The following is a 21954-nucleotide window of genomic DNA, read 5'->3' on the forward strand; positions in this document are numbered from 1 at the left end:
TGTCATGCTGGACTTTCTGGAGCTTGAGGAGACGGTCGGGCGCGCCTGGCACAGGCTGGCAGGTGATACCCGCACCTGGCCGCGTTATCCCGAAGCGGCTGTCCTGCTGGAGGACGTGCTTCCGGTACTCTCTGTCTGCTTTCGTGGCTTCGGCGGTGAACGGACGGTTCAACTGGTACCGGCGCGGGGCAAGACCTCGCAACACCGGCTGAAGTTCCGGCAACGCATGGGGCTGGGCGAAGAAAAGCTCATTCATCCGGCGCGGGACGAAGCTAGCGTGATGTTGCCCCCAGTCTTGGATCTCATGCCGGAGCAGTCGCTCAATCTTGACCTTTATGTCTGGCTGGCCGCCGCCATGGCCGTGATGCCGCTTCAACCGATGACCGAGACTGATCCCCTCAAGGCAGATCTTGCACTTTTGGACGCGGCGTCGGCGCTTGAAGCACAGGTCCTGGAGACCTTCCCCGGTCTGGTCGATCGTTATAGTCGGCTTTGCCGCGCCCTTCTGTCGGAGCGCCGCCGCGGCTCGCTGCCTCGGGTTGAGGGGCTGCTGGAGGACTGCATCATTGATCTCCTGCGCCGTGGCGCGGGGCTTGCCCCGCTCTCTGCAGGTAATGAAATGCCTATGCAGGCACCTGCGGGCTATCTGCCGATGTTGCCCGTGCCGCTCTGGCCGCAGGCAGTTCTTAGGGAGGAATGGGCCGGTCGCCAGGAATTAGACCAGCCGGTCGGCTCCAGCCAGGCGGATGCGCAGGCGGCCGGACGCCATGTGGCGATCCGTGAGAAGGACTCTGCCGCCAAGGGTGAGCGCAGTCCCTTCATCCTCAACCGCTTCGAGAAGATCCTTGCCATGGCCGAGATGGTCAATGTCGACCGTCCCGCCGACGACAGCGACGATCACGATGCGTCAGCCGCCGACGAACTCGACGAGATGGTGCTTGGAGAACGCAAGGGCCGGCCTGCCGCGAAATTTCGGTTCGACCTGGACCTGCCGCCCGAGGCGCTCATCCATTCCGCGATCGAAGCGGAACTGACCTATCCGGAATGGGACTACAGACACGGGGTCTATCTGAAGGACCACTGCCGGGTCTTTGCCGGTCCGGCCTGCGAACAGGACATGGCGCCGGTCCAGTCGTCCGAGATGAAGGCGATGATTCGCCGGGTGCGGCGGCAGTTCGAAGCGATGCGTCCGCGCCATGAGCTGCTGCGTGCACAGGTCGACGGTGCCGATCTCGATCTCGATGCGGTCGTGCGCAGCCGCACCGAGCTTGCTGCGAGCGGCGAATGCTCGGATCGCATCCATATGGCAAGCCGGCCGCAGGCCCATGATCTTGCGGTGACCCTGCTGGTCGACGTCTCGCTGTCAACCGACGCCTGGTTCAACGACCGCCGGGTGCTCGATGTCGAGAAGGAGGCGCTTCTGGTATTGGCCGAAGGGCTGGCCGCCTGTGGCGACATGCATTCTATCTTGAGCTTCACGTCGAGACGGCGGGACTGGGTGCGCGTTGAGACGATCAAGGACTTTGATGAGCCGATGAGTGCGTTGGTGCGCCATCGCATCGCCGCGCTGAAGCCCGGTTACTATACCCGCATGGGAGCAGCCCTACGCCACGCGACGGCCAAACTTGCCGAGCGTCCCAATCGCAAGCACTTGCTTCTTGTCATGACCGATGGAAAACCGAATGATGTCGATCACTATGAGGGACGTTTTGCGCTTGAAGACACACGTCGGGCAGTGAGCGAAGCAAGGCGGCGTGGCATCCATGTCTTCGGCGTCACGGTCGATCAGGACGCTAAAACCTATGTGCCGGCTGTATTCGGCCACCATGGCTATGCCGTCGTTCCCGACATTCGCCGCCTTCCAGCGGCCTTGCCACAGATCTACCGCGCGCTCGTCCGCTGATCCGCGAACGCGCAAAGGGAAAGCCCGGACCGAGCGATCGGACCGGGCTTTCTCTTATTTCGTCGCTTTGTCTCAGGCCGCCGTGGCGTGTGTTCTGCCCGTTTCGCCGAGATAGGCGTCAAAGCACGACGCCACCGTTCGAACGAGGAACCTGTGCTTTGTGTCCACGCTCAGCACATCGCCACGCCAGGTGACAATGCCTTCCTCCAACAAGGTCTTCAGCGGTAAATTGGCTTTTCCAAAGCCCTCGTCCGGAAGTTCAAAGCCATCCGGCATGGTTGAAAAATCCACCTGGAAGTCGCACATCAGCCGTTCGATGATCCAGGCTCGGACGCGGTCTTCTTGGGTGAGGCGATAGCCTTTCGACGTGGCCAGTTCACCGGATGAGATAAGACTTGCATAGCGTCCGATGGCAACGTCGTTTTGCGCGTAGCCTTCCGTTAGGCGTCCAATCGCCGAGGAACCGAACCCGATCAGCGTTGATGCAATGTCGGTCGTATATCCCTGGAAATTGCGGTGCAACGCCTGGCAATCGGCGGCGATCGAAAGTTGATCCTCAGGAAGCGCAAAATGGTCGAGACCGATCCGTCTATACCCGGCTTCGCACAGGGTTGCCGCGATGGCTTCCGCCTGCGCATGTCGTTCATGGGCATCGCCGAGCGCTGCCGTGTCGATCAGGCGTTGATGCTTCTTGAAGGCCGGGACATGGGCGTAGCCGAAGACGGCGAAGCGTTCAGGGCGCATGGCCGAGGCCACACGGGCAGTTTCAATCGCAGAGTCGACATTCTGATGCGGCAAACCATAGATCAGGTCGAAGTTGACACTTCTGGCTCCTGCCTTGCGCAGGTTCGAAAGGGCTGTTTCGGTCTGTTCTGCTGACTGGATGCGATTGATCGCTTTCTGCACCTTGGGATCGAAACTCTGAACGCCAAGGCTAGCCCGAGTTATCCCCGCCTTCCCCAGTGCCTCCGACATTTCTACGGTCAGTGTTCTGGGATCTATTTCCACCGCAAATTCGGTCGCGCCGCCGATGCCAAAAGCTGCGGCGAGCGTCGCAGTGAGGTCGAGGAATTCCTCTGGCGTCATGATCGTCGGAGTGCCGCCGCCGAAGTGAATGTCGCTGACATCCTGTCGTCGCCCGATGGCTTTCGTCACCAATCTGATTTCCTGTTTGAGCACTGTCAGATAGTCGAGGATTGGCGCATCTTTCTGGGTGATGGTGGTGTGGCAGCCGCAATACCAGCACATGGATCGACAGAAGGGCACGTGAAGATAGAGTGACACCGGATCGCTTTTCGGCACCGCGGCCAGCCAGTCCCGATAGGTGCCGGCTCCGATATTGGGCGAGAAGCGGGGGGCGGTCGGATAGCTCGTGTAACGGGGCAAGCGGCTTTCGCCGTAACGGCGGATAATCTCTGCGTTCATGATATCGCTCCGGTTTCATGCCGCAACGATAGCCGCTCGCCGAAGGACTTCGTTGTCGAAAGGCAAAGAGGACAGGCTTTCGGGGATTTGCTTGTCACAGCACAACGATGCCTAGGCGCGGGTGTTTCAGTATCCTGTGGTGCAGCCGAGCTGCATGCGACCCCGCAAACCCGCATCGATGAAAGCCAGCGAATGACTGTTGTAGACGATCATATTCTCAAGCTCGACGTGCGCGAAATTCCGCGCGTGGAAAGGCATCCTCGTATATTCGGAATGTTGAATTCGCTGCTTCCGGATTATCAGTTGATCTTGACCGTCGATCATGATCCGGTTCCGCTCTACTACCATCTCGAGATGCATTATGATGGGGTGTTCGGGTGGGAATACCTTTCCCGCGGTCCGGAGATATGGGAAGTCCGCATTCGCCGGAAGAAACACGAAGGCTGCAACTGCAACTGCGGTGGTGGTCATTGAACTGTATGGGAGCGACCTGTCGACAGCGGCCGCTCCCATGCACATTCATCGTGATCGGACAGGTGAAGTCGAAAATTGGGAGGTCACGTGTCGACAACAGCCAACTTCAAAGAACTCGACGTGCGGCCCATCCTTCGTGACGGAGGTGAGCCATTTCCTGCGATCATGCATGCGGTTCAGTCGTTGAAGCCAGGGGAAGGTTTGCGCCTGCTTGCAACGTTTCGCCCGATGCCGCTGTTGAGCGTCATGGCGCGCCGCGGCTATTCGGCCGAACTCAAGGAGTTGGATGGCGGCGAGTGGGAGGTTCTGTTCATCCCGGCGCCAGACATTTCTGCAGAAATTCTCCATTCGATCGGTGCAGAGGAAGCGGCGGCCTGGCCCGATCCATTGTGGCGGCTCGACCTGACAGAACAACAGCCACCGGCTCCCATGGAAAAAGTTCTCTCGCTGATCGAGCTCATGGAGCCGGGCGAAGTGCTCTTCGCGGTATTTTCTGAGGAATCGCGCTTTCTCGGCGCGGAGCTGGAAAAACGCGGTCACCAATGGGTCGGCAATCTCGATACGTCAAAGCGTGCCTATCGCATGTTGATCCGCGTGGGCGGTGAAGGTTGACGACCGGCTTGCCGCTGAACTTGGCAAAGTAGACCAGCATTGTCGGCGAGAAAGAAGACAAAGGCGGCAATCCAGAACAGTCCAGACGCAGACATCAACGGCGCATAGTATCCGGGAATGAAATCGGCTGTTATGCGCAAGCTTGCCGCGATGAGCAGGCATGGAACGGACAGCCGCTGGCACCAGGAGAATTTCTCATTTCGACCGGTATGAAGCCGGATCGAACGCATCATGATTGAGAGCATCATTCCCGTCACGGCACCGATGGCCAGAAGATGAATTGCAGCGAGCGGGCCAAGCATGCCGAGCGCTGTTGCTGCAATCCCCAACAGCCCGATAGCCAAAAAGCCGTAAGACACCTGCATCGCTGCGATCATGGACGATCGCAGAATGATTGGCCTGAACCATTGTGCTGCGCGCACGAGGTGTAAGCTGGCTGCGACAAGGGCCATGATGGCGGTGAGTGGGCCAAACGGTTCAAAGGTCCAGATCATCGCTGCAAGGATAGTGGCGATCAGGACAAAACGATCAATCATGCGACTGGTAGGCGCGAGGCGTGACCTGCCTGCCTGGGCAAGCCAGTTGTTTGTAAAGCTCGGGATGAGCTTGCTCGCGGTCGCCGTGATCAACAGGATATAGACGGAAAGGCCTGCCCGCGCCCAGACCCCCACATCCCCTCCGTCCATGGCAACGATGTGGAACCCGCCATTGATCAGGGCGAGACACGTGAGGCAAAGGATGGGCTTCGCATCCGCAATTCGCCTGGCGACCCAGGCTTCTCTCACGCAGAAATAGGCGAAGAGTGGAAGGAAGATCCAGTCGATCAGGAGGGTGATGAGGGCCGATGTATCTGCGATCAACAGCATGGAAATGCGACCCGCGATCCAGATGAAGGCAAGTCCCGCAAGCGGGCTACCGGACAGTGGAAAGCGACCGGTCCAGTTTGGAACTGTTGTCATCAAGTATCCGACGAGGACCGCTGGCATGAAGCCGAACAGCAATTCATGCGCATGCCAGGCGGATTGGCCGTAGACTTGCGCCACCTCAAGCCAGCCGTTCATCGCGCAAATCCAGATTGTGATGGTCGCGATGGCCCATAGAGGCGCCCCGAGATAAAATGGCCGGAACCCATAAGACAGCAGGACGAGGCCGTCGCGCCTCAGGCCCCGCGGGATCCCGCCACTCGTCGGTCGTTCCTTATCCTTCATAAAAACAGCTCTCCAAAATACTCGATCGTTCCTGCGCAATGATTTCCAAGCAAAGTAATTGATCTCGATCAAAGGGCGCCGGCAATTCTATTGTTTGGTACGCGGCTCAATGACGCACTCTCCCTCATGAGTTCTTTGTTCTGGAACAAATAAAACTGGGCGCCATCAAGTAAAACAGTCTCAACAGTTCGGGCGAAACGCTCACTGCACGACAAGGAGAGAAGATTATGACCCAGAGCCTGAATTTGACCAGAAGAACAATGCTTGCGGGGGCTGTCTTTGCAAGCGCGCTTATCCCTGTTCTGACAGGGACTGTGGCACGCGCCGAAGGTGGCGACATTAAAACGAATGCCGCCGCCGTTGCCGGTGACATCGCCAAGCTGGAGCGGGTGAAGGTCGATCTCGTCGCACCTCCCTTCGTCCATGCGCATAGCCAAAAGGCCGAAGGCGCGCCCAAGGTCGTTGAGTTCACGCTCACCATCGAGGAAAAGAAGATCGTCGTTGACGATGCAGGCACCGAGGTCCATGCCATGACCTTCAACGGCTCGGTCCCCGGTCCGATGATGGTCGTCCATGAGGGTGACTATGTCGAGGTGACGCTTATCAACCCCGATACCAACAGCCTTCAGCACAATATCGACTTCCATTCGGCAACTGGTGCGCTAGGCGGCGGTGCTCTGACCCTGGTTAATCCGGGCGAAACAGCCGTCTTGCGCTTCAAGGCTACCAAGGCCGGGGTCTTCGTCTACCATTGCGCACCTCCCGGAATGGTGCCGTGGCATGTGACCGCCGGCATGAATGGCGCGATCACGGTCTTGCCGCGCGACGGTCTCAAGGACCACAAGGGCAATGATCTGCCTTATGACAAGGTATACTATGTCGGCGAGCAGGACTTTTATGTCCCCAAGGATGCCGACGGCAATTACAAGAAATACGAGAGTGCCGGCGACGCCTATTCGGATGTGCTCGAAGTGATGAACACGCTGACCCCGAGCCACATTGTCTTCAATGGTGCGGTCGGAGCTCTGACGGGCGACAATGCGATGACGGCAGAAGTCGGCGACCGGGTCTTGATCCTGCATTCGCAGGCCAATCGTGATACCCGTCCGCACCTGATCGGTGGCCATGGCGACTATGTCTGGGCAACCGGCAAGTTCGCCAACCCGCCGGAACTCGATCAGGAAACCTGGTTCATCCCCGGAGGCGCTGCGGGTGCAGCCTACTATACTTTCCAGCAGCCGGGCATCTACGCTTATGTCAACCACAACCTGATCGAAGCCTTCGAAAAGGGTGCGGCCGCTCACTTCAAGGTCACCGGCGACTGGAATGACGATCTGATGACCGCCGTGGTCAAGCCGGAAAGCTGATCCTTGCGAATGTACGGGGTGCTCGATGAGCACCCCGTGGACTTCCTCTCAAACTCGTTGGAAATCGCCATGTCCGGCGCCGTTCTCACTCCCAGGCAGCCCAATTCGGTCGGCTCGGTGCTGCTGCCGCTTCTGCTCGTAAGCGCTCTGTCTACCGCCATCGCGTTTCAATCGGGCATCGTGCAGATGAGTGGTGGCGCCGATCTGCCACCACCTCAAACTATTTCGGTGGCGGCGGGACGTTTCGCCTACCGTCAACCTGGCGAGTTTTACCGCGCCGGATACGCCGTCGATGGGCCGAAGGCAGAATACGTGATGACGGCTCCTCTCACGATTATGAAGTATCAGGTCAGCACCCAGGACTACGATGCCTGCGTGGCCGATAGAGCCTGCCCGGCTCGGGAATCGGTCACTCCATCGCGCTCTGACATGCCGGTAACCGGCGTCAGCCACGACGACGCGACAATGTTTGCCCGGTGGTTTTCGAAAAAGAGTGGTGGAATCTGGCGACTGCCAAGTGACGTGGAATTGGCCTTTGCCGCTGGTCAGAAGTTTCCGGATGACGCCCTCGGTATCGACCCGGACAATCGCAACCCGGCATTGCGTTGGCTCGCCGACTATGAGCGCGAGGCGGCTCGCAAGAGATCCAAGGAACCGGCACCGCTTGCCCATGGAAGCTTCGGCGAGAACGAGCATGGGCTTGCCGATTTTGCCGGCAATATCTGGGAGTGGACAACGACCTGCAATCGGCGTGTCGACCTCGTCAACGGAGGGCAGCCGGTCACAACCGAAGCCTGCGGCGTCTACATCACCGCTGGCAAACACAGATCGCCATTAAGCTCGTTTATCCGAGACCCGAAAAGCGGAGGCTGCTCTGTCGGAGTTCCCCCTGACCATGTCGGTTTCCGGCTGGTCGAAGATCGTCGCTGGTACGCTCCTTTGCTCTTTTCGATCGGTGCCTTGTGAGGTAGGCTACCCCTCGAATGGCACACTCGCCACAATGGCCACTATTGGGCTCTTCGAGCCCTGAGAATGTGGGCTGGTGGCGGGAGAGGGATATATTTTGAAACTTGATCGGACGATCATCAAGTCTTTGTCATTGTTCGACAAGATGACCGATGACGAGTTGGACGCGCTACTTGTTCCCGCTCAGACGAAGCGATTGCCGATCGGCGAGTCCGTGTTCGAGCAAGGCCAGCCTGCCGCCTATTTCTTTCTCCTCCTGCATGGCCGCCTAAAGGTCACCCAGGTCACCAGCGCCGGTCAACAGATCATCGTGCGCGTGGTGCACCCCGGTGACCTCTTCGGCTTCGCCAAGGCGCTGCAGCGACAAGACTATCCGGGAACAGCCCTTGCTGCTGCCGAAAGCATAGTTCTGTCGTGGCCCACAGAGATGTGGCCAAAATTCGTAGAGCGAAATCCAAGGCTCGCTGTCAGTGCAATGGAGACGATCGGACAAAGGCTCGAGGAAGCCCATGTCCGCATTCGCGAAATGTCGACGCAAGAAGTCGAAAAGAGAGTAGCACATACCGTATTGCGGCTGGCACAGAAGGCTGGTCGCCCAGAGGCTGCGGGAATACGGATCGATTTTCCAATCTCTAGGCAGGATATTGCCGAGATGACCGGAACGACAATCCATACGGTCTCGCGCATATTCAGTTCCTGGGAGAGCAAGGGCCTGATCGAAGGTGGTCGGCAGAAACTCCTTGTGCGCGATATGGCTGAATTGGCATCGCTGGCGGATTCTCTCCCCGAACGTCGCTAACTGGATGAAGCGTTCTCTTACTTGATATTGAGCAAAGAAGGCTCGCCCATCCTGGCCTATCTCTTTTGCAACGGAACGAGGTGTTCTGTCTAAGGAGATGAAAATGCAACTTCGTAGTTTAACAATGGCAGCCGTAATCTTACTTTCGGCCCCAACCCTCTCAATCGCTGCTGATTTCGAAGTCAAGATGCTGAACAAGGGCGCCGAGGGTGCCATGGTCTTCGAACCGGCCGGTCTAAAGATTGCCCCCGGCGACACCGTCACCTTCGTCGCTACCGACAAGAGCCACAATGCCGAAGCCATCAAGGGCATGATTCCGGACGGTGCGGCGGAGTTCAAGGGCAAGATGAACGAGACGATCAAGGTGACCTTTGACGTTCCCGGTCTCTACGGCGTGAAATGCGCGCCGCATGTTGGCATGGGCATGGTCGCCGCCATCCTCGTCGGTGATGCGCCCGCCGCCAATCTCGATGCTTTCAACGCCGCAAAGCTGCCGAAGAAGGCGCGCGAGCGGATTGATGCAGCCGTCGCTTCGGCCCAGTAGATTTGCCCACTCGTTCATATTGCTTGGTCGACGCCGCCAGGGTGCTAACCCCGGTGGCGTCGCCATTTCTGCCTCGATGGTCGGCCGTGGCAGGGATCAGATCCCGCCATCAACCAGCAGGCCGCTATGCGCTCGGTCGATGGCATTGCGTAGTTCGTCGACCGGAGATGCGGTGGGAAGCTCTTCGCCTTCCAGTTCTTCCGGCATCCGCCAACCGGGATCAATTCCCTGCATGTTCGGGAGTTCGTGGGCGATGCCCTTGTGGCAATCAATGCACGTCGCCTTGCCGTTCAGAAGATAACGCGTGTGGATCTCAGCTGCACGTTCCGTCTGTTTCGACAGGTCCATAGCAACCGAGGAGTGGCAGTTTCTGCACTCAAGACTGTCATTAGCTTTCAGTCTCGCCCATTCGTGCTGCGCCAGCCGCAATCTCTCATCGAGGAATTTCTGACGTGTATTGATCGTTCCGAAGATCTTGCCCCAGACTTCCTTCGAGGCCTGCATCTTTCGGGCAATCTTGTCCGTCCATTCGTGGGGCACATGACAATCCGGACAGGATGCCCTGACACCGGAGCGGTTGGAGAAGTGGACGGTCCTCGTCATCTCCTCATACACATTGGTCTTCATTTCGTGACAACTGACGCAGAACTCCTCCGTATTAGTCAGTTCAAGTGCTGTGTTGAACGCACCCCAGAACATGACGCCGCCAACAAAGCCGCCGAGCGTCAGGAAGGCGAGGCTGAGCGTTGCCGCTGGCGTCGTCAGAACGCGCCATGTCCATGAGAGCAGGTTGCGGAGCCTCTGCATTTCTAATGCTCCTCGCCCATCAGCTTGACCCCCATGTCGCTCATGTCGCGGAAGGTGTTGCCGACCAAGGGGTTGGTCTGCGCCTGGGGGACGTGACAGGCTGTGCAGAAATATCGTCTCGGCGAGACATCTGCCAACATCTGTCCCTCCCGCGTGATGTAATGGGTCACGCTGATCATGGGCGCACCGGACCCTTCCGTGAACTCGCGCTTGTGGCAGGAGAGACATCGGTTGGTATTGACCGACAGTTGGTAGCCTTCGATCGAGTGTGGAATGATGGGAGGCTGGTCCGGATAGGCGCGCATCTTGCGCACGTCATCCACATTCCATTTCGGCAGGGGCTTTGCCGGAACGCTTTCCATCTGTTGGGGCGGGCCGGACAACTGCGGAACCGATTGAGCGACCACGCCACCACCGATGAGACAGGTTGCCAACAGGGCAGCGGCACCAAGTTGGCCTCTTGTCAGGCCACGGGAACGATCTTGACTGCGCATTTTTTGAAATCCGTTTGTTTGGAGATCGGATCGGTAGCGTCAAGCGTCACCTTGTTGATCAACTGGCTGGCATCGAACCATGGAACGAAGATCACGCCAGGTGGCATGCGGTTGCGGCCGCGGGTCTCGACGCGTGTCCGCATCTCGCCGCGACGCGAAACGATGGTGATCTCTGCCCCCTGGTTGATCCCGCGTTTTCGCGCGTCGTCGGCGTTCATGAAGCAGCGGGCGCCGGGGAAGGCCTTGTAGAGTTCTGGCACCCTCATTGTCATCGAACCGGAATGCCAGTGCTCCAGCACCCGGCCTGTTACCAGCCAGAAATCGTATTCCTCATCCGGCGATTCGGCCGGCGGTTCATAGGGCACAGCCAGGATGACCGCACGTCCATTGGGTTTGCCGTAGAAGCGCACCCCTTCGCCGGGTTTGACATATGGGTCATAACCCTCCCGGTAGCGCCATTTGGTCTCCTTGCCGTCGACGACCGGCCAACGAAGGCCCCGTTCCTGATGGTAGACGTCGTAAGGTGCCAGGTCATGCCCATGTCCGCGCCCAAACTCCGCATATTCCTCGAAGAGGCCCTTCTGGAGATAAAAGCCAAATGCTTCGGCTTCGCGATTGGCATAGTCGGCGTCCACCTCTGAGAGTGGGTATCGGTCCACCTTGCCATTGGCGAACAGCACCTCGAAAAGTGTTTTGCCGCGGTAGTCCGGGTTCTGCGCCAAGATCTCCTCGGTCCAGACTTCATCCGTCGTGAACCGTTTGGAAAACTCCACCAATTGCCATAGGTCCGAGCGCGCATCTCCTGGCGCATTGACCAGTTGATGCCAGACATGTGTTCGGCGCTCTGCATTGCCATAGGCTCCTTCCTTCTCGACCCACATGGCGGCCGGAAGAATGAGGTCGGCAGACATGGCGGTGATCGTGGGATAGGCATCGGAGACGACAATGAAGTTGTCCGGGTTCCTGTAGCCGAGATAGGTCTCGTTGCTGGTATTGGGGGCCGCCTGGACGTTGTTGTTGACCTGAACCCAATAGAAGTTCAGCTTGCCGTCCTTCAGCATCCTGTCCTGTTCTACGGCATGGTATCCTGGTTTGTCGGGAAGAAGACCTTCCGGGAGCTTCCAGATCTCCTCTGCGTGATGTCGGTGCTCCGGATTGGTCACCACCATGTCTGCCGGCAGGCGATGCGCGAATGTGCCGACTTCACGCGCCGTTCCACAGGCCGATGGTTGGCCTGTCAGTGAGAAGGGGCCGTTGCCCGGTTCAGAGATCTTCCCCGTCAGCAGATGCAGATTATAGATCATGTGGTTTGCCCAGACGCCGCGCGTGTGCTGGTTGAACCCCATGGTCCAAAGAGACATGACCTTGGTGTCGGGATTGGCATAGAGCTCAGCGAGTTGCTCCAGAAAGCCCGGATCGGACCCAGTCAGCTCGGCGACTTTTTCTAAAGTGTAATCTGCGACAAAGGCCTTGAAACTGTCGAAGTCGATCGGCTCCATCTTGGTCGGGTCGCCTGCGTTCTTCGCCTTCATCTCGAGCGGATCGTCGGCGCGAAGACCATATCCGATATCGTCCACTCCCTTCATGAAGGTCGTGTGGGCGCGGACAAAGTCCTCGTTCACTCGACCGGTCGAGATGATGTGGTTTGCGATATAGTTCATGATCGCCAGATCCGTGCTCGGCTTGAAGATGATCGGAACGTCGGCCAGATCCATGCTGCGGTGGGTGTAGGTCGAGAGCACTGCGACTTTTACATGTTCGTGACCCAGGCGCCGGTCTGCAAGGCGTGTCCACAGGATCGGGTGCATCTCCGCCATGTTGGAGCCCCAGAGCACGAAGGCATCGGCGTGTTCGAAGTCGTCATAGCAGCCCATGGGTTCATCCATGCCGAAGGTGCGCATGAAGGCATATGCGGCGGATGCCATGCAATGGCGGGCATTAGGGTCGAGGTTGTTGGAACGGAAGCCCGCCCGCATCAGCTTGGTGGCGGCATAGCCTTCGAAAATCGTCCACTGGCCGGAGCCGAACATGCCGATCGCTGTTGGTCCCTTTTCGCGCAGAACCTTCTTGCATCGCTCGGCCATTATATCGAACGCTTCGTCCCAGCTTACCGGTTCGAATTCGCCGTCCTTGTCATATTGTCCGCCACGCTTGCGCAGGAGCGGTGTGCTCAGGCGATCCTCGCCATACATGATCTTTGAGAGGAAATAGCCCTTTATGCAGTTGAGGCCGCGGTTCACCTCGGCTTGCATGTCGCCGTGTGTGGCGACGACCTGCCCTTCCTTGACGCCAACCATGACGCCACAGCCGGTGCCGCAGAACCTACAGGGCGCCTTGGACCATTTTATCTCGAGCGCTTCCACGCCACCGGGAACGGACTGGGCATGGGCCGGCAAGCTGATGCCGGCGGTGGCTGCCGCAATCGCGGCAGCATGGGCCTTGAGCAGACTACGCCGCGTCAGGTCTGTGTCCATTGATTAAACCCTCCTCCAAATTCTCTGCATGCTCAAAAACCATGTTTGCCGCCATGACATCCGGAAGGCCCGAAATGGCAGCGAGTGTCGCGCCCATCTCTCCACTGGATCTGCCCTCGATCACGATGACGATCTTGCCGCGTTCCGCGGCATGAACTTCGACGTCCGGCATCTCTGCCAATGCTTCGACAAGACGACCAGCGGCGGCCGGAGAGGTCAGAACGACAGCACTGGAAACATGGAAGCGTTCAGGGTTGCGCGTCGACATGAAAGCCACTCCTCCCCGATAGGGAAATTGCGTTCGTTGGACAGTGGCTGATGCAGGCTCCGCAGCCGGTGCAGTCATCCTCTACAACTGAAGGATGCCATGGTCCGCCAGCGCGTGGACGAAACCGGATTGCGTCAGTCGGACAATGGTCGCGGCATGACTGACAGTCGACGCTGTTGAGCGCCAGGCAATGCGGTTGCACCTGTGCCTTGTGGGGAATGGAGAGTTCGGCGCCGAAGAAGACATCCGCGTGCGGACAGTGTTCGCGACATTGGCCGCAAAAATCGCATCCGCCGGATGAGAAATCCAGTGCCGGTATGCCGGACTGCATCGAGATGATCGACTGCGGACAGTGATCAACGCATGCGCTGCATTGATCGCAGGTCTCTTCCACCGGACGTAAGAGACCCGGTGGCAGGATGCGGAGCTCTTGCCTGATCTGTCCTCGAAGGAGGGCTCGCCGCGAAAGTGAGGTCACCATGGCCTCCTCGCTTAAGCTGGAGGACCGGGTGGACCGGCGATGATCTGGTACATCCAGACCATGAAACCGAAGCCTCCAACGGCCGCTACCGCAAGGATCGGCCAGATGCCAAAGGCGAGGATAAAAAATGTCACAAGCTCTGATCGGCGCCGTATACGACGGTCCGAGGCAGGTAGCGGGGTCGAATTCTCGATGCTGTGATGCACGGGGTCTCCTCCTACTCCTCGCCGCAAGTGTGCGGAGTGTTCACTCTTCTGTCAAGGAAAGTGATGATTCGTGATATCGCACTGGTTGTGTCGGGGGTCCTGTCGCTGCGGCGCGGGTGTCGGCAGCCATGCGATCAAAATATCGGGAAACCCAGCTCTATGTTGACATTTTCCCAAGCCGCGCAGGTGGACTAGTTGCTGAGTATGCGAAGCTTTTCAGGCTTGATGATTTCTATGCTGCGCGCATTGTGAAGCTTGACGATGCCCATGTCGCGCAGTTTCGAAATCGTGCGCGAGACTGTTTCGATGGTGAGGCCGAGATAATCGCCTATGTCGATACGGCTCATGGGCAGGTCGATTAATTCAGTGCCACCTTGGCGATCAGCCAGATCGACCAGGAAAACGGCTATCTTTTCCAGTGAACTTTGGCGGCCGACGACACGCAGGTGCTCCTGAGCTCGAACCATCGCCTTCAATGCGACGCCAACCAGGCGGTCGTTGAGCTGGCCGCCGGCTGCGCGTTCGACGGTGGTCAGGCCTGTGTTCACCATGGCCTCGGCATAGAAGCTGTGGGTCTCATTGATCTCGAAGCCAAAGGTGTCGCCGACAAGATGAAAGGCGACGATCTGCCTGCGGCCGTCGGCCAGGAGGCGATAGATCCGCACAGCCCCGTATTCGATCTGGTAAAGTGATCGCGAGCGCTGGCCCTGGGCATAGATCACGCAGTCCGGCGCGTGAAAGGTCACCGGCCTGATATGCGTCTGGCTGCGTGCACGCGGCGGGGGCGAGAGATGCGAATTTTGTGCGATGGAAGCTGCGGTTTGCATCGGCATGTCCCCTTTGGTTGAAGGGATCATGTTGAATTGGGAGCTTGGCCGCTATTGAGTTCTTCCACTACGGATTTCTACGTAGGGCTGATACCGCGTTAGCAATATCAGGCCCGTTAAGCGGTTTGGACAGTACGCAAATGTCTTGCCTGTTTCCCCGGCCGTAATCTCTGTCGTCCTCCGCCAGAACAACGAGCTTTATGCCCCGGCTGGCAAGACTGAGGCCGGCCGTCAGATCGGCAGGCGGCAGACAGGTGTCGAGGATGACGCATTCCGCTCGGCTGATCGCCTCGTTCGCCATGGCCCAGTCGTTGAACTGTTCTACCGCCTGTCCATGCGTGTTGAGCGCAAAGCTGATCGACCGCAACAAAGCCGGGTCTTTGACAACAGCAACAATTGCAGACAGCGTGGACAATGGGATCCCAGAAGCTCGGTCGTGATCTTTCACCAAGCTTGCAGATCGCATCTTGGCCGACGCGCCACCTTGTCATGGATCAAGCGTTACGTCGGATTGCGCGACATATTGGCTAGACGCTGACGGTCAGTGACATGCGCACCAGTTCGGGTAGGCTGCGCGCCCTCATCTTCGTCATGACATTTGCGCGATGGACTTCGACGGTTCGCGGGCTGATGTCGAGATTGAACGCGATGGCCTTGTTGGGCTGGCCGGCGACGACGGCCGCCAGAATTTGCCGCTCGCGTTCGCTAAGGCTGCCAATGCGCGAGCGGATGTCATCGACGCTGAGCGTGCCCGCCGACGAGTCTGCCAGCCTCTCGGCCGCGCGCCGCACCGCCTCGATGATGACGGCCTCCTCAAACGGCTTCTCGATAAAGTCCACGGCACCCGCCTTCATCGCTTCGACAGCCATGGGAATATCGCCATGCCCCGTGACGATGATCGAGGGTATCGGCGGCGATATGCTCGAGATTTTGCGCACCAGATCGAGGCCGCTCATGTCCGGCATGCGCATGTCGGTGACCAGCACGGCGTTGCGAAGGCTCGGGGCGATTTCCGAAAAGGCGGTTGCGGACACATGAAGCCTCACGCCGAAACCGTTCACCGTGAGCATGAAGCCCAGCGATTTGCGAAGTGCCTCTTCGTCGTCAACGATATGGACGGTGAAGTCATCAGGCTGCATTCTGGTCCTCGTCGTGCTGGATAAGGGTGAAACAGAAGGAGGCACCGCCAAGCTCGCTCTTGGAAACGGTCATCTCGCCGCCATGGGCCTCGACGATGCGCCTGGAAATCGACAACCCGATCCCCATGCCTCCTGCCTTTGTCGTCGTGAACGGCTTGAAGATATCCTGGGCAACCTCTGGAGCAATTCCGGGACCGGAATCCTCGACCGTCACGGTCAGGAGCCCCATTTTGTCGGAACAGACGCTGACCCGGATTTCCTTTTTCTCGGTTTGCTTCATCGCCTCGATCGCATTGCGCATGAGGTTGGTCAGCACCTGCTGAATCTGGATCCGGTCGACGAAGACCTGGTCGTTGTCCGAAGTGAAATCGAACACGGTGCGCACGCCCTTTTCCCGCGAGCCGACGAGAGCGAGCGCTCCGGCCTCTTCGACGAGTTGGCGCAGGCTCTCCGTCCGCTTTTCCGTCTCGCCTTTGGTAACGAACTCGCGCAAGTGTCGAATGATCTGCCCGGCGCGAATGCTCTGTTCGCCCGCTTCCAGCAATGCGTCGCGGACCTGGATGTCGCGGTCGCCAACCGCGTTTTGCAGCAGGCGCGCGCAGCCATGTACGTAGTTGGCGATGGCCGACAATGGCTGGTTCAACTCGTGCGCCAGCGTCGACGCCATCTCTCCCATCTCGTTCAATCGGCCGAGCCTTGCGAGCTCGGTCTGGATCTCCTGTAGGCGGGCGGCGGATTCTTCTCGCTCCGTGAGGTCGCGAACGAACCCGGTGAAGAACCGCTTTCCGCCACGTTTGATCTCGCCTACCGCGAGCTTCATCGGAAAGGTCGAGCCATCCTTACGCTGGCCGACCACAACGCGGTCGACGCCGATGATCCTCTTTTCGCCCGTTGCCATGTAGCGACGCATGTAGCCATCGTGCTCGACGCGGTAGGGCTTAGGCATCAGCAGCTTCAGGTTCTGACCGATTGCTTCGGCTTCGGAATAGCCAAACTGGCGGACGGCTGCGGAGTTGAACGAGATGATGATTCCGTTTTCGTCACTGACGATGGTGGCATCGAGAACCGTGTCGAGGATAGACCCCATCCGGGCCTCGCGATCATCCAGCGCTTCCCTGAGCCCTGCTAGGGTCTCCCGATCCTCGTCTCTTCGTTTGGCAAACCAGACGATCAACGTCGCCAGGACGGCGAACGCGACTGCTTGGGCAATGACGATTTCCGAGCCTGATGAATGCACATTGAGAAGCCAAAGGGCGAGGCCGAAGACAGCCGCGAGCAAAGCCGGACCCGCGCCCCGATCATAGCTGTGGCGATGACCGGGATCGGCACGAGCAGGGAGAGCGCTTGCGAAGCGGCGGCGCCCATGACGAAAAGCGGCACGCCGACGATCGCGACCGTTCCGAGAACAGCAACGACATAACCCCAGGAATTGGGGAGCAATCGTCTTTCATTTCGTTGCACGTCGTCCATTTCGCCCCTGATTTCGCACACAATCAGCCAAAACAATGCAGATGGCGCAATGATCTGCGCTAATTCCGCTCGATTCGACATACGTACATGGGAAGCTAGCCCTTGTGTCCAATTGATAGAAGTCAAAAAGCTCCGAGGTCGAGTTCGTCCCCACAGATGGTCTGTTTCTTCGGCATCAGATCGCCCGCGCTGTGATACTGGCTAGGCGGCAACCGGCCTTGCTTGACTTCCGTGTCCGAGCCGGCCATCTTTCGTGCATGTTGATCGAACGCTTCCATAACATCCGCACACGGATGTGCCTCATCGCAGGCATCTGACCCCCGGCCAATCGCGTCGCGATAAGGTCGTGGGGCAGGGGTAGCGGTCCCCGCGAGGGGACAATGGGCTACGAAGCGACATTCAATACCAGTTTTTTGTTTCAGAGCGGTGCGCCGGATGCGCGGCCGCGCGTCTTGTACAGGAGGCCCGAGCATGGCTCTCGCAAAGAAACGGCAGCGCAAGCCGGCAATCATCCTCACCCGGACCGATCATGAAAGGCTTTACCGTCTCGCGGAGGCCTATGCCGGCCGGAATCCTGATGTTTCCGAGGAGCTTCTTAGCGAGCTCGATCGTGCGCGTATCGTTCAGGACACCAAGATAGGTGCCAATGTCGCACGCATGGGATCCAGGATCCGCTTCACCAGCGATCTCGGAGAAGATCGCAGCGTCACGCTGGTCTTCCCGGCTCAAGCGGATATTGCGGCTGACAAGATCTCCATCCTGACGCCAATCGGAGCGGCACTGATCGGTCTTTCGACTGGTCAGTCCATCGATTGGGTGGCACGTGACGGGCGTCTGCACCGCCTCCATGTCGAAGAGGTCGCATCCCCTGCAGTGATCGATCCGGCATGATGTTGCCTGCATTTTCCCGCCTCGCAATCCGGGGAGGTTGTCTCATCGCAGGATAGCCTCCCCTGCGCGATGTTCGTGCAGGGGTATCTCCCGCTCATGTCGATGGACGCGCTGGCGACAGCGCGATGGAGAACTGCGAAATGTCGAACGACACTTACATTCTGACCACAAAGGATTTCACCATACTCGAAGCCTTGTGTGACAACTGGCAGGGCCGCAATGATCGGCTCGTCGCGCTTTGCCGGCGCAAGATCCAAAAGGCCATCGTCGTGTTCCGCGACGATCTTCCGGGGGATGTCGCCAGCATCAACAGCCGTGTCCGCTTTCGCGCCCATGCCGGCGAGAGCGATATCCGCGTGATCTCGACCGGCCAGGCAACTGGCCCGGTCGGCCTGTTCCTGCCCATCACGACACCGCGTGGCCTCGCTCTGCTCGGACTTCGCGCAGGCCAGAAGATCGAGTTTGAAAACTCGAATGGTCTCGCGGAGACCATGTTGCTGGAAGCAGTCGAATACCAGCCCGAGGCATCGCGGCGGGAACGGCAGATGATTGGTCAGGAGGCGGGCACGAGCTTGCAGCGACCGCACTTGCGTCTCGTGCCGGGCGGCATGGATGGACGTCACGATCAACTTGTCGGTGCTTCGGACAGTCCCGACGATCCGGGTCCTTCGGCGGCCTGACTGCCATTCCATCAATCTCTCGGACGCGTGCTCTTCCCGCGCACGCGTCCGACCTGAAAGAACCGAGCATGCAGAAAATCAAGCAGTTTCAACATTCCGATTTCATCCAGGGGCTCATCTGGATGGCCCTGGGCATGATCTCTTTCGTAGGTATGTCCGTCGGATCGCGAGAGCTTGCCAGCACACTGTCGATCGAACAGGTGCTTTTCTTTCGCGCGCTGATCGGCCTTTGTGTAATCGTCGCCTTCGGCCGGATGCTGCTGCCGGAACTGCGTCATGCAAAGCTCTTCAAACTGCATATCGCGCGCAACCTCGTGCATTTCATGGCCCAGTATCTCTGGACGATCGGCGTCGTCATGCTGCCGCTCGCTTCCGTGTTCGCGCTGGAATTCACCATGCCGATCTGGGTTGCCCTATTTGCCTTCTTGTTTCTGCGCGAGAAGATGACGAGGCCAAGGATCTTCGCAACGATCAGCGGCTTCATCGGGGTGCTTGTCATCATCCGTCCCGGTATCGCGATGGCCGACCCGGCTGCAGGTCTCGTGCTGATTGCCGCCGCCGGTTACGGGCTCTCTCTGATTTTCGTCAAAAGACTGACGCGCGACGTCTCACCGGCTGCGATCGTAGTCTGGATGATCGTCATCCAGTTGCCACTCGGCCTCGTGGCTTCGCTGACCGACTGGCGGCCGGTGCATGTGGCGGATATCCCCTGGATGGTGGTTGCCGGCCTCGGAGCTCTCTGTGCCCATTACTGCCAGGCGCAAGCGCTGAAGCGCCTCGACGCTTCCGTTGCCATGCCGATTGATTTCCTGCGCGTGCCGATGGCGGCCGTCGTCGGCTCCTATGCCTATGGCGAGGCGATCGACCTCTGGGTTTTCCTTGGCGGTGCCATCATCGTGCTGGCCAACTATCGCACGGTCATGACGGAACGACGCGCCGGATCAGGATCGCTTTCCGCCAGCCCGACTCCTCCAGGATCAGCGTGAATGCCTGGTCTTGGCACCCTGTGAAGGGACCGCCGACACCATGGCGGACCTTTTCCCTGCGAACCAAAGAAACTGAATGTAGTGACGTGAAACCAGCCAGTGTGTAGAATAGCCGGTGGAGCAAACTGGCTTCTTTGGTTCCATAATTATGCTTATGACATTTTTCTGGATTTATTAATTTATATCAATGACTTGGCTTGAGATAACTGCGGGGGCCGTGTCCGTTCAGTTGTCCCAAATCTCTGCTAGTCCGAATGCCTATAGACGATCCGCACTTAGCGTTTGCTCGCAGATACCGCTTCCGCTTGGATGACCAGCAGTTCAAGTTCTCGCATATTCATACCATTAGAAGCGTTCACAAAACGATCGATTAGGCCAATCGTCTCTGGGGCCGCGGCATCTGCAGATGGCACACCCAGTAGCCAGTTAGGTGTCGTCCCGAGCGCCTCGGCGATTCTTACAAGAGTAGCTAAATCCGGCTCGCGTCTCCCAGACACATAGTGTCCAAAACGGCGCTCATCCAAACCCGAACGTCTAGCTGCCTCCGCGTTGGAAATGCCCAACTGTTTAGCGCGCTCACGAAGCTTATTTGCCAAGAGATCCATGGGAACAATATGTTCCCCAATCACACAGCTCCGACCATGAACGATACGGAGTGACAAGAGAACAAAATGTAGTTATGGTGTGGCCTGCCGTTCATTTCCACTTGCGCGAGCGCAGGAGCTGCCCGATGGAACTCCGCCAACTCTCCTATTTTGTCGCGGTTGCCGAGGAGCTCCACTTCGGTCGTGCCGCCATGCGGGTAAATATTGCCCAGCCGGCACTGAGCACACAGGTCCAGGCGTTGGAAAAGGGGCTTGGAGTGCAGTTGCTGACGCGCTCGACGCGCAAGGTCGAACTGACGCGGGCAGGGGAGGTGTTCTATGATCGCTGCATCAGAATGCTGGGAGAACTGGATCTGTCGGCGGAGATGGCCCGGGCTGCAGCGGGCAGAACCATGCGGGAGATCAGGATCGGCACGATCTATCCGGCAACGACTGGCGTACTCCCGGCATTCCTTGCCCGGATCGGCCGGAAGTTTCCCGACATCCGTCTGCATGTCTCGAATGGTTCGACATCAGAAATCATCCGGCAGCTGGAATGCGGCAAGCTGAATCTCGGCTTTATTCGACCGGTCGAGAACATCGGCTCGCTGCGCTTCTTCTCGATCGCCCATGAGCGGTACCTGCTGGCCGTGCCGATGGGAAACCCACTTGCCTCGAAGCACGAGGTGACGATCGAGGATCTGAGGGCCGAGAAGATCATCGCCTTCAAACGACAGAACCTGTCCTTCACCGAGCGCTATTTCGCCGAGACCTTCGACGAGCACGGGCTGAATGACAATATCGCCTATACCTGTGATGACACCTTCTCGCTGATCTCGCTTGTCTCCTCAGGTCTTGGCGTCGGCTTTGCGCCAGAATGGACGGCAGATCTGCCGGGCAGGGACGTGGTGCTGAAGAAGGTGACGGGGATCGATCTGAAGATCGGGCTTGGTGTCGCTTGGAGCAAGGATGATCCGACGGCCGCCCGTGATGACATCATCGATATTGCCCGGACGCTGGGAAGGCCGGGCAGGTGAGGGACGTGGTGTGGGCTACTGCGCTCACTTAGCCCACTGCCTCCTTGAAGCGGAACGCAATGGCCGGGCGAAGTCGGTCCCGCCTGACCCCAATTGGGGGTCGCTATGCTCAGGCTCCTGCGGCTTCGCTTCTTCCGGCCCTGACGTGACGAGAATTCCCGCGTTCGCGCCCTGCGGTCGCCGCTATGCTGAACGCTCCGATGTTCTTCATTGTTTGACCCGGATCTCGCGCAAGCGCGGCTTTGATCCGGGTCGGTCTCGGGCGTCGGGTGCGGTCTGCTCGCTATGTGCGCTTCGTGCGGAGTTTGTTGC

23 protein-coding genes and 1 pseudogene are annotated in these 21954 nt (G+C 58.6%); 11 read left to right on the forward strand and 13 right to left on the reverse strand.

What is annotated here, in order from left to right; translation table 11 throughout:
• Positions 1-4 precede the first annotated feature (4 nt).
• A complete protein-coding gene (locus tag BSY240_RS00515; RefSeq protein WP_069041049.1) occupies positions 5-1903 on the forward strand; it encodes a nitric oxide reductase activation protein NorD in 1899 nt (632 codons plus the stop codon).
• Between the two features lie 72 nt (positions 1904-1975).
• On the opposite strand, the gene hemN is transcribed toward BSY240_RS00515, so the two are convergent.
• The gene (gene hemN, locus BSY240_RS00520) at positions 1976-3328 is read right to left on the reverse strand and encodes an oxygen-independent coproporphyrinogen III oxidase (RefSeq protein WP_069041050.1); all 1353 of its coding nucleotides are present in this window, start codon (positions 3326-3328) and stop codon (positions 1976-1978) included.
• A gap of 192 nt (positions 3329-3520) precedes the next feature.
• Here hemN and BSY240_RS23550 point away from each other — a divergent pair, with 192 nt between their 5' ends.
• Positions 3521-3802, forward strand: a complete 282-nt coding sequence (locus tag BSY240_RS23550; RefSeq protein WP_083229525.1) for a DUF2249 domain-containing protein — start codon at positions 3521-3523, stop codon at positions 3800-3802.
• An 87-nt stretch (positions 3803-3889) separates the two neighbouring features.
• Positions 3890-4414: a DUF2249 domain-containing protein gene (locus BSY240_RS00530; protein WP_069041052.1), complete on the forward strand. Its 525-nt coding sequence runs from the start codon at positions 3890-3892 to the stop codon at positions 4412-4414.
• Here the strand turns inward: BSY240_RS00530 and BSY240_RS00535 are convergent.
• Positions 4378-5694 (reverse strand): NnrS family protein, encoded by a 1317-nt coding sequence (locus BSY240_RS00535; protein WP_150127362.1) that lies wholly within the window; start codon positions 5692-5694, stop codon positions 4378-4380. The two genes, BSY240_RS00530 and BSY240_RS00535, sit on opposite strands and share 37 nt — an antisense overlap.
• 155 nt (positions 5695-5849) lie before the next feature.
• Here BSY240_RS00535 and nirK point away from each other — a divergent pair, with 155 nt between their 5' ends.
• From nirK to BSY240_RS00555, 4 genes are all read left to right on the forward strand, one after another.
• Entirely contained in the window at positions 5850-6989 is a 1140-nt protein-coding gene (gene nirK, locus BSY240_RS00540; protein ID WP_069041054.1) for a copper-containing nitrite reductase, read from the forward strand.
• A 69-nt stretch (positions 6990-7058) separates the two neighbouring features.
• Positions 7059-7955, forward strand: a complete 897-nt coding sequence (locus BSY240_RS00545; RefSeq protein ID WP_069043764.1) for an SUMF1/EgtB/PvdO family nonheme iron enzyme — start codon at positions 7059-7061, stop codon at positions 7953-7955.
• Positions 7956-8052: 97 nt separating this feature from the next.
• Positions 8053-8754 carry a Crp/Fnr family transcriptional regulator gene (locus BSY240_RS00550; protein WP_069041055.1) on the forward strand — a complete coding sequence of 234 codons (702 nt, stop codon included), beginning with the start codon at positions 8053-8055 and terminating at the stop codon, positions 8752-8754.
• Between the two features lie 124 nt (positions 8755-8878).
• Positions 8879-9298 (forward strand): pseudoazurin, encoded by a 420-nt coding sequence (locus tag BSY240_RS00555; protein WP_371418487.1) that lies wholly within the window; start codon positions 8879-8881, stop codon positions 9296-9298.
• 96 nt (positions 9299-9394) lie between these two features.
• Here the strand turns inward: BSY240_RS00555 and BSY240_RS00560 are convergent, their stop codons facing one another.
• The 10 genes and pseudogenes from BSY240_RS00560 to BSY240_RS00600 form a co-directional block, all read right to left on the reverse strand.
• Entirely contained in the window at positions 9395-10105 is a 711-nt protein-coding gene (locus BSY240_RS00560) for a NapC/NirT family cytochrome c (RefSeq protein WP_069041057.1), read from the reverse strand.
• Between the two features lie 2 nt (positions 10106-10107).
• A complete protein-coding gene (locus BSY240_RS00565) occupies positions 10108-10599 on the reverse strand; it encodes a nitrate reductase cytochrome c-type subunit (RefSeq protein ID WP_069041058.1) in 492 nt (163 codons plus the stop codon).
• Positions 10569-13073 (reverse strand): periplasmic nitrate reductase subunit alpha, encoded by a 2505-nt coding sequence (gene napA, locus BSY240_RS00570; protein ID WP_069041059.1) that lies wholly within the window; start codon positions 13071-13073, stop codon positions 10569-10571. Before napA ends, BSY240_RS00565 begins: the two co-directional genes overlap by 31 nt.
• Positions 13048-13341 (reverse strand): chaperone NapD, encoded by a 294-nt coding sequence (locus BSY240_RS00575; protein ID WP_069041060.1) that lies wholly within the window; start codon positions 13339-13341, stop codon positions 13048-13050. Before BSY240_RS00575 ends, napA begins: the two co-directional genes overlap by 26 nt.
• Positions 13322-13822, reverse strand: coding sequence for a ferredoxin-type protein NapF (locus BSY240_RS23555; RefSeq protein ID WP_083229526.1), 501 nt, complete (start codon positions 13820-13822; stop codon positions 13322-13324). Before BSY240_RS23555 ends, BSY240_RS00575 begins: the two co-directional genes overlap by 20 nt.
• 11 nt (positions 13823-13833) lie before the next feature.
• Positions 13834-14016: a periplasmic nitrate reductase, NapE protein gene (gene napE, locus BSY240_RS00580; protein WP_069043765.1), complete on the reverse strand. Its 183-nt coding sequence runs from the start codon at positions 14014-14016 to the stop codon at positions 13834-13836.
• A gap of 203 nt (positions 14017-14219) precedes the next feature.
• Positions 14220-14855 carry a helix-turn-helix domain-containing protein gene (locus BSY240_RS00585; RefSeq protein ID WP_083229708.1) on the reverse strand — a complete coding sequence of 212 codons (636 nt, stop codon included), beginning with the start codon at positions 14853-14855 and terminating at the stop codon, positions 14220-14222.
• Between the two features lie 67 nt (positions 14856-14922).
• Positions 14923-15270, reverse strand: coding sequence for a hypothetical protein (locus BSY240_RS00590; RefSeq protein ID WP_069041062.1), 348 nt, complete (start codon positions 15268-15270; stop codon positions 14923-14925).
• Between the two features lie 112 nt (positions 15271-15382).
• Positions 15383-15994, reverse strand: a complete 612-nt coding sequence (gene fixJ, locus BSY240_RS00595) for a response regulator FixJ (RefSeq protein ID WP_069041063.1) — start codon at positions 15992-15994, stop codon at positions 15383-15385.
• Positions 15984-17464 (reverse strand): annotated as a pseudogene (locus BSY240_RS00600) (PAS domain S-box protein). Before BSY240_RS00600 ends, fixJ begins: the two are co-directional and overlap by 11 nt.
• A gap of 471 nt (positions 17465-17935) precedes the next feature.
• On the opposite strand from BSY240_RS00600, the gene rnk reads away from it, so the two are divergent.
• The 3 genes from rnk to BSY240_RS00615 all read left to right on the forward strand — a co-directional run bounded on the left by rnk (position 17936) and on the right by BSY240_RS00615 (position 20021).
• Positions 17936-18355, forward strand: a complete 420-nt coding sequence (rnk, locus tag BSY240_RS00605; RefSeq protein WP_069041064.1) for a nucleoside diphosphate kinase regulator — start codon at positions 17936-17938, stop codon at positions 18353-18355.
• Between the two features lie 140 nt (positions 18356-18495).
• A complete protein-coding gene (locus tag BSY240_RS00610; protein WP_069041065.1) occupies positions 18496-19035 on the forward strand; it encodes a hypothetical protein in 540 nt (179 codons plus the stop codon).
• Between the two features lie 68 nt (positions 19036-19103).
• Positions 19104-20021 carry a DMT family transporter gene (locus BSY240_RS00615; RefSeq protein WP_069041066.1) on the forward strand — a complete coding sequence of 306 codons (918 nt, stop codon included), beginning with the start codon at positions 19104-19106 and terminating at the stop codon, positions 20019-20021.
• 275 nt (positions 20022-20296) lie between these two features.
• Here BSY240_RS00615 and BSY240_RS00620 read toward each other — a convergent pair whose 3' ends face one another.
• Entirely contained in the window at positions 20297-20626 is a 330-nt protein-coding gene (locus tag BSY240_RS00620) for a helix-turn-helix domain-containing protein (protein ID WP_069041067.1), read from the reverse strand.
• A gap of 125 nt (positions 20627-20751) precedes the next feature.
• On the opposite strand from BSY240_RS00620, the gene BSY240_RS00625 reads away from it, so the two are divergent.
• On the forward strand, positions 20752-21642 hold the full coding sequence (locus BSY240_RS00625) for a LysR family transcriptional regulator (protein ID WP_069041068.1): 891 nt from the start codon (positions 20752-20754) through the stop codon (positions 21640-21642).
• Positions 21643-21954: the final 312 nt, after the last annotated feature.

Source organism: Agrobacterium sp. RAC06, from assembly GCF_001713475.1.
Taxonomy (GTDB): domain Bacteria; phylum Pseudomonadota; class Alphaproteobacteria; order Rhizobiales; family Rhizobiaceae; genus Allorhizobium.